Raw genomic sequence first — 14427 nt, forward strand, 5'->3', positions numbered from 1 at the left:
TCGTATGTTGAAGAAGCGCATTCGACATAATGTCGATGAAGCGGAACTCAATATTACTGCCTTTATGAACCTGATGATTATTCTGGTTCCTGTGCTGCTGCTAAGCATGGTCTTTGCCAACATTACCGTGTTGGAATTGAAGCTTCCGAAAACGCAAAACAATGAGGAAATAGACCTCAATGAGTTGCAGTTGGAGGTGGTCATCCGTAAAGACAAGTTGGTGTTAGCGGATACGATCAAAGGCCCAATTCAAGAGTTCCCGAGAGTGAGTGAAGTGTATGACTTTGCTGCTTTGTCTAAATTATTAATTGATTTAAAGAAACAGGTTCCAGAGAAACGTGATATTACTCTGCTGGCCGAGGAGTCTACAGATTATCAAACGCTTGTAGCGGTGATGGATACGGTTCGTTCATACAAAGCGGTGGTTGCTGCTTCTTTAGTGGATGCAGAACTTTTTCCTGATATCTCAATTGGCGATGCTCCTGATCTTGATAGCAGTGCAAGTGCGGGAGGTAAGTCATGAAAATGTCTCGACGCGCTAAGCGTATGTCTCGTCACTTTGCACGTAATAAGAAGCAGCCAAGCCTAAACTTGGTTTCTTTGATGGATATTTTCACCATTCTGGTTTTTTTCTTGATGGTGAATCAGTCTGATGTAAAAGTACTGCAAAACAATGAATCCATTAAAATGCCTGAGTCTGCGGCAGAGCAATTGCCGGCAGAGTCTTTGGTTGTGTTTGTGAACAGCGAGCAGATCCTTGTACAAGGCCGTGCAGTAGCTACTGTGAGTGATGTGTCGGGGCCAGAGTCTCTGATTCCATCGTTGCAGGAAGAGTTGGTCTATCAGGCCTCTAAACAACGGGTTTTATCTGAGGAAGAGTTAGAAGAAGGGCGGGCGGTCACCATTGTGGGGGATAAACAGATCCCTTATGCGTTGTTGAAGAAGATTATGGCCACCTGTGCTGAAGCCAATTACACCAATATTTCTCTTGCGGTAAATCGCAAGGTGAGTAAGGGGGCGTAAATGGCAACGGTGATTCCACAATATCAACTTCCCTGGACCGTTATTCCTGAAGATCAGAGTCGTTACCAGAAGATCTTACGTATAATTTTGGCTCTTGTGCTGATTCTTGGTTTTGTCATGCCTTTTATTCCTTTGACAGAGCCGGAACGAGAGGAGTTAGAGAAATTACCTCCTCAATTATCGAAGGTGATTCTGAAAAAGAAGAAGGTAACACCACCCCCTCCGCCTCCTAAGCCTGAAAAGAAAGAGGAGAAAAAACCGGAGATTAAGGAGGAAAAGCCCAAAGAAAAACCTAAGCCAAAGGTAGAAAAACCAAAGCCTAAACCTGATCAAAAGAAACTGGAGCAGGCGAGGGAGAAGGCTAAGAATTCAGGGCTTTTAAAACATGCTGATGCGTTAAAAGAGCTAAGGCAATCTCTGGATTTAGGGACGCTCGCCAAGGGAGCAACCGTTAATCAGGGTGGCAAGGAAGCAACAAAAGTAGAGCGTGCTGTCATTGCCTCCAAAGCAACAACGGGAAGCGGTGGTGTCTCTGCTGCTGGTGTTTCTCGCGGAACTGCGGGTTCTGGTCTTCAAGGTCAGTCTGTTGCTGATTTGAATGATGAAAGTGCTTTGGCCGATATGGCTGCAGAAGCGGAGCAAAAAGCACAAGCAGGTAGGAAAGGTAAGCGAACCGATGAAGATATTCGTCGTGTTATGGATGCTAATAAAGGATCGTTGTTTACCATCTACAATAAAGCACTTCGTAAAAATCCACTGTTGGGCGGAAAGGTTTGGTTTGAGCTGACCATTGAACCAGACGGATCTGTATCATCGTGTAAGGTTGTCGAAAGTGAAATGAACGATGCTAAAGTAGAGCGTCGCTTGGCTGCTCGAATTCGTCTGTTTGACTTTGGTGCTAAAGATGTAACCAAAACGACAGTTAAGCAATGGATTGTCTTCGGTGACAGTTAGTCCTATGAACCGAAGTAAGAAATGGAGTGATGTATGATAAGAGCTTATCTTTTTAGTGTTGCTTTACTTACTTCGGCGATTAGCCACGCTCAATGTACGTATCTTCCCCAAGGGATTCTGGATGCCTGGAGTCAGGACAGATCTCTTTGGGCGTCAGAGGTTGGCTATGAGCCTGTAATGACAGGAGCTTACCCTGAGTTAGTGATTACTTCCTATCGTGTGACTCATCTGGATACACAGAGCTTTTTGTTTGATTCAGGTATCAGATCCGGGGACGAACTTTTGGCTGTGAATGGGGTGTCGGTGTCGAATCAGAATGCTTTTCGTAGTGTTGTTGAACGTTTAACTGATTTGCCTGAGATTGTATTATCCTTAAAAGAAAAGGAACCTGTTCGGTTCCTTAATTCTGTATTGGATTCTACTCTGCAGTGCAGTGATATTGAGTGATCTAGTTCTTTAGTAATTTAACCCTTTAAGGGGAGCTAGTTAACCGAGTCCAATGCTCTGAGCTTTGAATCTAGCCAGCTAAGAATATGTAAGCCCACTTCTTCTCTGTTCACTTCATTAAGCATTTCATGTCGACCTTGAGAATAAATCTGAAGATCTACATCTTTGATGCCTGCATCTGTGTAGTGGCGTGAGAGTGCAATAAGTCCACTGCCAAAATGTCCAACTGGGTCTTCCTGGCCACCAAAGATAAGCACAGGTGTGTCAGGTGAGAGCCGTTTAAATGCGCTTGGTTGTGAAATATTGATTAGGCCTGCAAGTAAGTCACACCAAAGCTGGGTCGTACAAATAAAACCACAGTGCGGGTCTTCAATGTATTTTCTTACTTCTGTCAGGTCGCTGGATAGCCAGTCATATTGGGTTTGATTTGGTTTAAACCGTTGGTTAAAGCTGCCAAAGGTGAGCTTTTCAATAAGATTGCTTTGAAATCTTGGGCCTTTTCGTAATTTTTCCATTTTGGCAATCAGTCTGGCCGCTTTGTATTTGATAGGAGCACTGTAGTTACTGCCGGATAAAATTAAGCCTTTGATGTCTGGTTGATATTTGAAAACATAGCCTTGGGTGATAAACGAACCCATGCTGTGTCCCATAATAAAGATAGGGGTGGTAGGGTGATTTCTACGAATCATGCATTGGACATCATTCATGTCCGATAAAACCAATTTCCAACCTTTATGGTCGCAATAATGACCTAGCATGTCTTTAGCACCGGTGTGCCCATGACCTCGGTGATCGTGTGCATAGACTGCGACATTTTTAGCCACACATTGTTCAGCAAAGCGCTCATAGCGTTTACTGTGCTCTGCCATTCCATGTGATATGTGAATAACGGCTTGAATTTGGTCGGGTTGATCAGGGAGCCAGCAACGGTAAAAAATGGGTGAGTTATCTGTTCCGTGAATAGTGCCTGTACTGCTTTCCATTAGGTCAGATCCATGACGTCGAAGAGTGAACTCTGTGTAAAAGGACAAAATACTAACCTGAAAAGGTCGTCAATAGGAAGTGATTCGGCAGTGTTACGAGAACCATGCGGCGCTTTTCGACAAAAGGAGCGCATTAAAGCCCTAGAAAGTATTCACAAAAGTTTACAATGTTGATACTGTCCCAGTTCTAAAAAATAAATCTCTAAATAGAACAATAATTACGAACAGGGACCTATTACTATGGATGCCAATTTCTGGAGTGGCAAACGCCCACCAGGTGTCGTTGATACCATTAATCCTGATGAATTCAAGAACGTTGTCGAAGTACTGGAAACTTCAGTAAAAAAATACGCTGACCGTCCGGCTTTCACCAGTGTGTTCAAAACCTTTACTTGGGGCGATATTGATCGCTTGAGTGCTGATTTTGCTGCATATCTTCAAAATCACACTAATTTGCAACCAGGTGATCGTGTTGCGATTCAAATGCCAAACATCGTTCAGTTCCCGATTGCTGCATACGGTGCGCTGCGTGCGGGCATGGTGTTGGTAAACACTAACCCTCTTTACACTGTACGTGAGATGAAACACCAGTTTAATGATTCTGGTGCAAAAGCGTTGATCTTTATGGACACGTTCGGTGATAAAGTTCAGCAAGTATTGCCAGAAACCGGCATTGAACATTTGATCGTGACCAGCTTGGCTGACATGCGTGAAGCGCCTAAGCGTTGGTTGATCAATGGTGCGGTAAAACACATCAAGAAAATGGTTCCTGAGTTTAACTTGCCTCAAGCGGTTAAGTTCCGTTCTGCACTAAAACAAGGTGCAAAACATCAAATGAAAGTGGCTAGCCCGAATTCAGATGATGTCGCTGTTCTTCAGTATACCGGTGGTACGACAGGTGTTGCTAAAGGTGCAATGCTGACTCATCGTAACCTTGTGGCTAACATGCTTCAGGTGCGTGCGTCTCTTCAGCAAGAGAACCCGGAAACTGGTCGTCCGTTCATGGATGTCGGCAATGAAACCATTATTGCGCCATTACCTCTGTATCATATTTATGCATTTACCTGTCACTGTATGTGCATGATGTCACTTGGTAACCACAGTGTGTTAGTTGCCAACCCTCGTGATCCTGCAATGTTCATCAAGATCATTAAGCCTTTCCAGTTTACAGCTTTCGCTGGCTTGAATACGTTGTTCGTAAGCTTGATGCACGACCCAGAATTCAAAAACCTGGATTTCAGCAAGTTGAAAATGACGCTTTCCGGTGGTACGGCGTTGGTTCGTGCAACGGCTGAGAAGTGGAAAGAAATGACAGGCTGTGACATCGGTGAAGGTTACGGCATGACTGAAACTTCTCCGGCAGTATGTTTAAGTCCGGTAGGTGACTACATTAAACACGGTACTGTAGGTCTACCGGTTGCATCTACCGAAATTCGTTTGGTTGATGATGATGGTCAAGACGTTGCTGAAGGCGAGCGTGGCGAGCTATGTGTTCGTGGTCCTCAGGTAATGAAAGGCTACTGGAAACGCCCAGAAGCAACGGCTGAAACTTTCCTTGACGGTGAGTGGTTGAAAACTGGTGACGTGGCTCAAATTGATGAAGCAGGTTACATCTCAATCGTGGATCGTAAGAAAGACATGATTCTTGTATCTGGTTTCAACGTCTATCCAAATGAGATTGAAGACGTTGTTGCTAAGTTGCCAGGTGTTGAACACGCTGCTGCGATTGGTATTCCGGATGAGAAATCTGGTGAAGCAGTTAAGTTATTCATTGTTCCTGATGACAAGAGTCTAACGGTTGATCAAGTGAAAGCGTATTGTCGTGAAAACTTGGCTGGCTATAAGATTCCTAAGCATTACGAGTTCCGTGAAGAGCTGCCAATGACAAACGTTGGTAAGATTTTACGTCGTGAACTTCGTGATGCGGAGCTAGCGTCAAACTAACCGAAAAGGAAAACGCATTACCTCTTTTATTAATGAAAAAGATTTAATGCTGATTACCTTCTCTATGAGGCAGAAAGCTGTTACGCTTCTGCCTCACTCATTTTTGGGTTGTTAATTTTTTTAGGATGGAGCTTGGTTAGGAGGCTATATGATTGAGAATTTCTGGAAGGACAAATACCCGGAAGGTATTCCTAGTGAAGTAGATGTAGAAAAGTACAACTCCGTTGTCGAAGTTATGGAAGAGTCATTCGCAAAGTTTGCCACAAAGCCTGCGTTTACTCATATGGGACGAACAATCACTTACGGTGAATTAGAAAAACTCTCTGCACAATTTGCTTCCTATCTCCAGAATCACACCACCCTAGAAAAAGGCGATCGAATCGCTGTTCAGCTCCCTAACGTTGTTCAATACCCAGTTGTGGTATTTGGTGCAATGCGTGCAGGGATGATCGTGGTTAATACCAACCCGTTGTATACTGAGCGCGAAATGGAACACCAGTTTAATGACTCAGGTGCCAAAGCACTTGTTTGTTATGCGGGGATGGCATCTCTGGCTCAAAACGTGGTTCCTCGTACTGGTGTGAAGCATGTTATCGTTACTGAAATTGCTGATCTTCACCCATTCCCTAAAAAGCAAATCATCAACACAGTTGTTAAACGTGTTAAGAAGATGGTTCCTGCTTACGATAATCTTGAACATATTTCATTGAATAAAGCGTTGAAGCTGGGTGCTTCTGGACGCTTTGATAAAGCATCTGTTAACCGTGATGATATTGCTGTTCTTCAATACACCGGTGGTACAACGGGTGTTGCAAAAGGTGCCATGCTAACGCACGGTAACTTGGTATCGAACATGTGTCAGGCGCACGTTTTCTTCGAAGCTGTGCTGAACGAAGGTCAGGAAACTGTGATCGCGCCGTTGCCTCTTTATCACATCTATTCATTTACAGTGAACTGTATGATTATGATGTACACAGGTAACCACAGTATTTTGATTCCAAACCCACGTGACATTCCTGGTTTCATTAAAGAACTGGGTAACTGGGATTTCTCAGGTATGCTGGGTATTAATACCTTATTCGTGGCGTTGTGTAATAACGAAGATTTCCGCAAGTTAGACTTCAGCTCTTTGAAGCTAACCATTTCTGGTGGTATGGCGTTAACGAAAGACGCTGCGGATCAATGGGAACAAGTGACGGGTTGTATCGTTTCTGAAGGTTACGGTATGACTGAGACCTCTCCAATTGTATCGTTCAACCCTCCTGGTTATGGCCAGATTGGTACTATTGGTATTCCTGCTCCGAACACCATCTGTAAAACCATTGATGACGATGGTAATGATCTAGCTTTGGGTGAGCCTGGTGAACTTTGTGTTAAAGGTCCTCAGGTGATGAAAGGTTACTGGCAGCGTCCTGACGAGACCGCTAAAACCATTACTGAAGATGGTTGGTTGAAAACAGGTGATGTTGCGGTAATTAAAGACGATGGTTTCATGAAGATCGTTGATCGTAAGAAAGATATGATCATCGTATCTGGTTTCAACGTTTATCCAAACGAGCTTGAAGACTTCATCGTGAGCCACCCAGACATCGTTGAGTGTGCGGCAATTGGCGTACCAGACGATAAGAGTGGTGAGGCGGTTAAGGTCTTTGCTGTGACAACCAACAAAAATTTAACGGACAAAGAAGTTCGTGATTTCTGTCGTGATGGTTTGACAGCATATAAAATACCTAAGTTTGTTGAGTTCCGCGATGAACTACCTAAGACAAACGTTGGTAAGATCCTTCGTCGTGAGCTTCGTGATGAAGAATTGAAGAAAATCGGTGCGGCTTAATCGCTAACGATTAAATCGGTACTTGAGCTCTTCGAAAAGCCCCGCTAAGGTAGCGGGGCTTTTTTGTTTGTACTCTTTTCTACCTCGCAATTAATTTTTTAGACGTTCTCATAGGTTAGGTCAGCGGTTATGTCCCAAAACGAATTGATCACGAAGCTTAAAGATCAAGTCGCTCAATGCTTGTTAAAGGATCAATATTCTCTACGGCGGGCGATTGAGGACTTGGAAGAAAGTCTGGGTAAAGGACAGGATTCTGCTGAGCAACCCAAGGGCAAAGCTTCCAATACTAAAAAGAGGGCGTCTAAACCTCGCAAACCCTTAACGGTTGAGCAAATAGTTAAGCGTATTGAGCGTTCTGTTGATATCAGAAACAGTCGTGAGTCTGTATCGCTATCGATCCAATACCCTGAAATTTTACCGGTTTCCGAACGAGTTGATGAAATTAAAAAAGTCATTTCGGAAAACCAAGTGACGGTTATTGCCGGTGAAACCGGCTCAGGTAAGACCACTCAGATTCCTAAGATCTGCCTTGAACTGGGCTATGGTCGAAAAGCTCGTATTGGCCACACTCAACCTCGAAGATTAGCGGCGACATCAGTTGCTAATCGTTTGGCAGAAGAGCTGAAGGTCGAGGTCGGCGCAGAAGTGGGTTATCAGGTTCGATTTAAAGATAACTCCAATGAACAGACCCTGATTAAATTGATGACCGATGGGGTTTTGCTTAATGAAACCCGATTTGATCGTTATTTTAATCAGTATGACTGCATCATTATTGATGAAGCTCATGAGCGAAGTCTGAATATCGACTTTTTGTTGGGCTATCTAAAACGCATTCTCCCGAAAAGACCTGATCTAAAAGTCGTTATAACCTCTGCAACCATCGACCTCGAACGTTTCTCAAAGCATTTTAATAATGCACCGGTAATCGAGGTATCCGGACGTACTTATCCTGTCGAGACTTGGTATCGACCGCTTTCAAGTTCAGTTGAAGATCAGGATGATTTGGATCTTTTTCAAGCCATTGCGCAAGGCATTGAGGAATTAGAGCACATTGAAAAGACCGGTGGACCTGATGGTCAGAAGTGGCCAAGAAATGGTGATGTGTTGGTCTTTCTACCGGGTGAGCGAGAGATTAGGGAAACTGCAAAAGAACTGAGAGCCAGAGACTATCGAGATGCAGAAATCCTACCTTTGTATTCTCGTCTGAGTAGCGCTGAGCAAAATAAGATCTTCAACCCTTCCGGTGGGGGAAGACGGATTGTCCTCGCTACCAACGTGGCTGAAACCTCATTAACGGTGCCGGGCATTCGCTATGTCATTGACTCAGGTGTTGCTCGAATTAGTCGATACAGTTATCGCACCAAAGTTCAGCGCTTACCCATTGAGGCGATCTCTCAGGCCAGTGCAAATCAACGTAAAGGTCGATGTGGACGAACCGCACCGGGTATTTGTATCCGATTGTTTGATGAGCAGGACTTCATTCAGCGTCCAGAGTTTACAGACGCTGAAATTCATCGAACCAATCTGGCAACGGTTATCCTCCAAATGCTCGATCTTAGGTTGGGAGACATTGAAAAGTTTCCATTTGTGGAGGCTCCGGATTCCCGGTTTGTTAAAGATGGATACCGTCTGTTGCAAGAGCTAGGTGCTGTTTCTCAACAGCGCTTGACTCAGGTAGGGCGTCAAATGGCTCGCTTACCGCTCGACGCCCGTATTGCCCGAATGGTAATTGCCGGCCATGAACTCAAGTGTTTGTCTGAGATTATTATCATTGCCGGTGTGCTTGGTTTACAGGACCCAAGAGAGCGTCCTCAAGATAAGCAACAGCAATCGGCTGAAAAACACGCGGCGTTTAAAGATGAGTCATCCGACTTTTTGGCATTAATTAATCTTTGGAATGCCTACGAAGAGCAGCGTCAGGAAGTAAGTAATAGCCAACTTCGGAAGTGGTGTCAGAAGAACTTCATTTCTTACATGAGGATGCGTGAGTGGCGAGATATGCATCGCCAGCTTCACATTCTCGCAAAGAGTCTCGATCTGAAAGAGAATGAAAATACTGCGTCTTACGAATCCATCCATAAGGCGTTGTTAACAGGATTGTTGGCTCAAATTGGTCAATTAAAAGAACGTCGTGAGTATCAAGGCGCTCGTCAAAAACTTTTCTATATAGGGCAGGGTACACCTTTAGCGCGTAAAACACCTAAATGGGTTGTGGCAGCAGAGATGATGGAAACTCAGAAGCTGTTTGCTCGCATGGTCGCCAAGATTGAACCGCATTGGGTTGAGGAAATGGCGGGTGAGTTAGTCAAACGCCATTACTCTGAGCCTCATTGGGAGCGAAAGCGAGGTGAGGTCATTGCGTTTGAACGTGTGAGTCTCTACGGTCTGACAACCACGCCAAAACGAAAAGTGTCTTACCAGAAACACGACCCTGCGCTGTGTCGAGAAATTTTTATCAGAACGGCACTGGTGGAAGGTGATTACGATACTAATGCCAGGTTCTTCCAAAAAAATCGTGCCTTAATTAACGAAGTGATAGCGTTGGAAGATAAAACCCGTCGTAGAGACATCCTTGTGGACGATGAGACTCTGTATCGTTTCTACGATGAGCTGCTGCCTGAGTCTGTGACAGGACATATTAGCTTCGAAAAGTGGCGAAAAGAAAAAGGTCAGAACCGAGATCAGGCGTTGCTGATTTCCAAGGAATATTTGTTCAAAGACGATCAGTTTGCCTTGTCTGAAGATGAGTTTCCGGATGTGATGAGCTTTGGGCAGTTGAAACTGCCGCTGAGTTACGCATTTTCTCCTGGCAAGGAAGATGATGGGGTCTCTTTAAAAGTGCCTTTGTCAGCCTTAAAACAAGTCCCTGAGGCAGAACTGGATTGGTTGGTGCCTGCCTTTCTGAAAGAACGCTGTGTGGCTTTGATTAAGGGGCTGCCCAAACAATTTCGACGTCACTTTGTGCCGGTTCCTGACTATGTGGAAAAGGTGCTGCCAAGGTTAACCAAAGGTAAAGGGCGTCTGATTGATCAGATTTCGGATCAGTTGTTCTACCTCACCGGCATCCGTGTCAGTGAGGAGCATTGGCAACGAGTTGAAGTTGAGCCGCATCTCACCATGAACATTCAGCTCATTGATGAAGCCAATAATGTGATCGATCAAGGTCGGGATTTGCATCAATTGCTGGAAAATTGGGGTGATAAGTCTACTGATTTAAAACTCTCTTCCAGTACACCGGATGAGTTTAACCGCAAAGACATTACTGAGTGGGATTTCGGCTCGTTACCCAGTGAGTGGGAATACAGTGTTTCCGGAGTCGTGGTTAAGGGATTCCCTTACTTACAAGATGATTCGGCCAGTGCTTCTATTGCGTTAACGGATAGCGAGCTTTGGGCAAACCATCAGCATCGATTTGGTGTTTGTCGCTTATTAAAAATTGCTTTACGACCTCAGATCTTACATCTGATCAAAGAACTGCCAAAGTTTGAGAAAACGGCGTTGTGTTTTGCCACCATAGGCAATCGCAATCAGTTGATTGATGATTTCGTCACAGCATTGTTACTTCGATATATTGATGAATTAGACGTTGTGAGAACACCTGACGTATTCCAGAACTTGTATGAAGGTATTCGATCAGACTTGTATGATCGAGGATGTGACATGGCAGAGTTACTAAATGCGATCATGCTCAAATATCAGGGGTTGGCAAATAAACTGAAAGGCAAATTTACCTTAGCAACGGCTTTTGTATTCAGTGATGAGAAGAAACACTTGTCTCAATTGGTCTACCGTAACTTCCTGACTGAGACACCACCAGATGTTTTAAAACACTATCCTCGCTATCTGGATGCCATTGAATATCGTTTGGATAAACTCCAAGGAAATATTCTAAAAGCTCAGGATTATATGAACACCTTGAATGAGTTTTGGAATCGCTATTCGAACATGCTTGAGAAAAACAAAACTCGTCACCGTTATGATCCGGCGTTAACAGAGTTCAGATGGTTGATTGAGGAGTTGCGGGTTTCGTTTTTTGCACAAGCGCTTGGAACGACGCAAAAGGTTTCAGCAAAACGGTTAGAAGAGTGTTGGAAGACGGTCCAATTATAATCAATCGCTCAATTCTGACCCGGTTGTGGGTCAGAATTGAATGAGGCTTTTTAATTAAATCGTACGTTCTAATTAAACTTAGCCTTCTGATTAACTGCCGTTGATTAGGAAGTGAACTCCAATACTAGCGAAGTAACCAAGGGCAATCACCGGAGTCCATTTCAAATGGGCGAAGAAGGTGTATTGGCCTCTGGCTTGACCCATCAAGGCCACTCCGGCCGCAGATCCAATCGAAAGTAAACTGCCACCTACACCTGCCGTTAGCGTTACCAGCAGCCATTGACTTTGAGACATATCAGGCTCCATTGTAAGCACGGCAAACATTACCGGGATGTTGTCGACAATCGAGGAAAGCAATCCAACCAGAGTGTTAGCAACGGTCGGGCCTAAATCGCCGTAAATAAAGGCAGAGGTGAGATTCAGATAGCCGATGAAGCCAAGGCCACCTACCGCCAGGATGACGCCGTAGAAGAAGAATAAGGTGTCCCATTCTGCTTGGGCAATGCGGTTAAATACATCGAAATTGTACGGGTCAACATTGGAACCCGGTGGGTTTTCCGGGCCGAAGTTATACATACGTGACTTACGCTTCAAATAGAAACCAAACAGTTTGAGATAGCCCAAACCTAACATCATGCCGAAGACCGGTGGTATGTGTAAGAAGTTATGGAAGCTCACAGCCGTGATAATGGTTACTAAAAATAAGCCTACGATCACCAAGCCACCATATTTCATTGCAGAATGACTTGAGTCCACACCTAGGATCTCTGGCTTACCTTTCGGAATGGCAAATTGCATGATTAGAGCGGGAACCAATGCATTCGTAACGGAAGGAATAAACAGAGAGAAAAACTCTTCAAAGGCTAAAAGACCTTTCTGCCATACCATCAGGGTGGTGATATCACCAAATGGGCTGAACGCACCGCCGGCATTAGCGCAAACCACGATGTTGATACAGCTTAGTGTAATAAATTTAGGCTGGCCTTGACCGACGGTCATGATCACTGCACACATAATTAATGCGGTGGTTAAGTTATCTGCAATTGGAGAAATGAAGAATGCGAGGATGCCTGTTGTCCAGAAAAGTGTTCGATAGCTGAACCCTTTGTTAACCATCCAATTTCTAAGTTCTTCGAAAACACCTCGTTCCAGCATGGCGTTAATGTAGGTCATGGCAACCAGTAGGAAAAAGAAGAGTTCAGTGTATTCCAGGAAGTTATGACGAATGGCACTTTCAACGGCGTGAGGATTACCGTGTTGATTGTATGTCAGTGCAATGATGACCCAGATCAGTCCTGCTGCGATCATCACTGGCTTTGATTTTCGCATGTGTATCTGTTCTTCAAGAATTACAAGGGTATAAGCTAAGGTGAAGATGGCTATGGCAATATAGCCTGTCCAACTTTGGGTTAGATCCAAAATGTTGTGCGCTTCAGAAGCTGACACGAGACCTGGAGCTAACGCAAAGAGGACAAATAGAGGTAGGTACTTCATCGCTACTAGATCCTAGAGAGTTATTGTTTTCAGGTATGCATTTCAAGCGTTGAGAATTTATCATACCGGAGACCAAGTAAATATAAGATCAGCTCACAATCTTGTTTTTACTTGGCCTAAATCAAGAGTTAATCCCTAGTGTTTAAAGGGCTATATCCGACGTACGCGAATTTTCTTGCCTTTAATCTTGCCTTCACTTAGGCCATTAACTGCTTGTCTCGCTTCTGAACGATCCACCGCAACATAGCTTACAAAGTCAAAAATGTTGATTTTGCCTATGGCTGATCCAGGAATGCCGATTTCTTTGGTCAAGGCACCTAAAATATCTCCAGGGCGGAGTTTATGCTTCTTACCTGCATCCAGGCCAAGCGTCACCATTCTGGTTTTTTCCGGCCTTGGACCGTGTTCCTTTAAGGTATCAATCTCAAGAATCTCAATTGGCTCGGCCTGCATGCTGTTGATGAGGTCGTATTTCATCTTTTCAGAACCAAGGTAGAGACTGAAGGCATGACCTTGTTCGCCCGCTCGGCCTGTTCGGCCAATACGATGAACGTAAACCTCTGGATCACGTGGTAGGTCATAATTCACCACGGCATCCAATGCTGCGATATCAATTCCTCGTGCTGCCACATCGGTAGCTACCAGTATATGAGCGCTTTGATTGGCAAATCGAACCAAGGTTAAATCACGTTCTCTTTGTTCCATGTCACCTTGAAGAGAGAGTGCTAAATAACCGCATTGTTTGAGATAGTCGGCAACGTCATTACAGGTTTGTTTGGTGTTACAGAAGACAATCGCTTGTTTTGGTTGGAAATTCCTAAGGATACGTACCAAACCTTTATTTTTGTGCTCGATCCCTTTCTCAACCTTGTAGAACGCTTGTTGAATATGCTGTTGTGAGTGGCTGCTTTCAACCTCTACAGCAACCGGGTTGCGTTGAAAATTCTTACTGAAGTTTTCAATGTCCGTGGGGAAGGTTGCAGAGAATAATAATGTTTGTTTCTTTCTTGGCGTGAAATCAGCAATGTAGTTGATGTCCTCAAAGAAGCCCATATCCAGCATGCGATCGGCTTCATCCAGCACAAAGGTTTCAATACCTTCTAATTGAAGCGTTCCTTTTCTGAGGTGGTCTTTAATTCTGCCCGGTGTGCCAACAATAATATGAGCACCGTGTTCAAGTGTTGCGATTTGCGGACCAATGGGTTGGCCACCGCATATGGTTACGATTTTAATGTTTGATAAGTATCTGGCCAGTTTACGAATTTCGTTGGCAACCTGGGTGGCCAGTTCTCGCGTTGGGCAAAGTACCAATCCCTGAACCCCAAAAAATCTTGGATTTAGTTTCGTCAGAATAGGAATGCCAAATGAAGCGGTTTTACCACTGCCGGTTTTGGCTTTACCGATTAGATCCTTACCCTCCAGCGTAACGGGAAGACTCAGTGCTTGAATGTCGGTCATGGTTTTGTAACCAAGCTGATCAAGATTGCTGAGGAGTTTTGATGGTAAGTCGAGTGAGCTAAAGGCTTGGTTTGACACAGTAGTTTCCAGAGTAAGAAGGTAAGAAATTGGAGTATCGCTACAACACGTTACTCCAATCATAGATGGTTTTGATCTTGGTAATTGTTTAGGACAGACAAA

Annotated in this window: 10 protein-coding genes; 7 read left to right on the forward strand and 3 right to left on the reverse strand. The window is 44.3% G+C overall.

Annotation, left to right across the window (positions count from 1 at the left end; genetic code table 11):
* Positions 1–4: 4 nt before the first annotated feature.
* The 4 genes from QQL66_RS02685 to QQL66_RS02700 are packed head-to-tail and all read left to right on the forward strand — an operon-like array spanning position 5 to position 2424.
* On the forward strand, positions 5–523 hold the full coding sequence (locus QQL66_RS02685) for an ExbD/TolR family protein (RefSeq protein ID WP_284378460.1): 519 nt from the start codon (positions 5–7) through the stop codon (positions 521–523).
* A complete protein-coding gene (locus QQL66_RS02690) occupies positions 520–1023 on the forward strand; it encodes an ExbD/TolR family protein (RefSeq protein ID WP_284378462.1) in 504 nt (167 codons plus the stop codon). The genes QQL66_RS02685 and QQL66_RS02690 overlap by 4 nt, the downstream gene beginning before the upstream one ends.
* Complete coding sequence (locus QQL66_RS02695) at positions 1024–1977, forward strand: AgmX/PglI C-terminal domain-containing protein (RefSeq protein ID WP_284378464.1); 954 nt, start codon at positions 1024–1026, stop codon at positions 1975–1977.
* Positions 1978–2010: 33 nt separating this feature from the next.
* Positions 2011–2424: a hypothetical protein gene (locus QQL66_RS02700; RefSeq protein WP_284378467.1), complete on the forward strand. Its 414-nt coding sequence runs from the start codon at positions 2011–2013 to the stop codon at positions 2422–2424.
* Between the two features lie 35 nt (positions 2425–2459).
* On the opposite strand, the gene QQL66_RS02705 is transcribed toward QQL66_RS02700, so the two are convergent.
* Entirely contained in the window at positions 2460–3407 is a 948-nt protein-coding gene (locus QQL66_RS02705) for an alpha/beta fold hydrolase (RefSeq protein ID WP_284378470.1), read from the reverse strand.
* Positions 3408–3647: 240 nt separating this feature from the next.
* Here QQL66_RS02705 and QQL66_RS02710 point away from each other — a divergent pair, with 240 nt between their 5' ends.
* From QQL66_RS02710 to hrpA, 3 genes are all read left to right on the forward strand, one after another.
* Complete coding sequence (locus QQL66_RS02710; protein WP_284378472.1) at positions 3648–5351, forward strand: AMP-binding protein; 1704 nt, start codon at positions 3648–3650, stop codon at positions 5349–5351.
* Between the two features lie 148 nt (positions 5352–5499).
* Positions 5500–7185, forward strand: a complete 1686-nt coding sequence (locus tag QQL66_RS02715; RefSeq protein WP_284378474.1) for an AMP-binding protein — start codon at positions 5500–5502, stop codon at positions 7183–7185.
* A 129-nt stretch (positions 7186–7314) separates the two neighbouring features.
* Complete coding sequence (hrpA, locus tag QQL66_RS02720) at positions 7315–11295, forward strand: ATP-dependent RNA helicase HrpA (RefSeq protein ID WP_284378476.1); 3981 nt, start codon at positions 7315–7317, stop codon at positions 11293–11295.
* A gap of 90 nt (positions 11296–11385) precedes the next feature.
* Here the strand turns inward: hrpA and nhaD are convergent, their stop codons facing one another.
* On the reverse strand, positions 11386–12789 hold the full coding sequence (nhaD, locus tag QQL66_RS02725) for a sodium:proton antiporter NhaD (protein ID WP_284378481.1): 1404 nt from the start codon (positions 12787–12789) through the stop codon (positions 11386–11388).
* 150 nt (positions 12790–12939) lie between these two features.
* Positions 12940–14325 (reverse strand): ATP-dependent RNA helicase DbpA, encoded by a 1386-nt coding sequence (gene dbpA, locus QQL66_RS02730; protein ID WP_284378483.1) that lies wholly within the window; start codon positions 14323–14325, stop codon positions 12940–12942.
* Positions 14326–14427: the final 102 nt, after the last annotated feature.

Origin of the sequence: Litoribrevibacter albus (assembly GCF_030159995.1) — a bacterium.
Classification (GTDB): Bacteria; Pseudomonadota; Gammaproteobacteria; order Pseudomonadales; family Litoribrevibacteraceae; genus Litoribrevibacter; species Litoribrevibacter albus.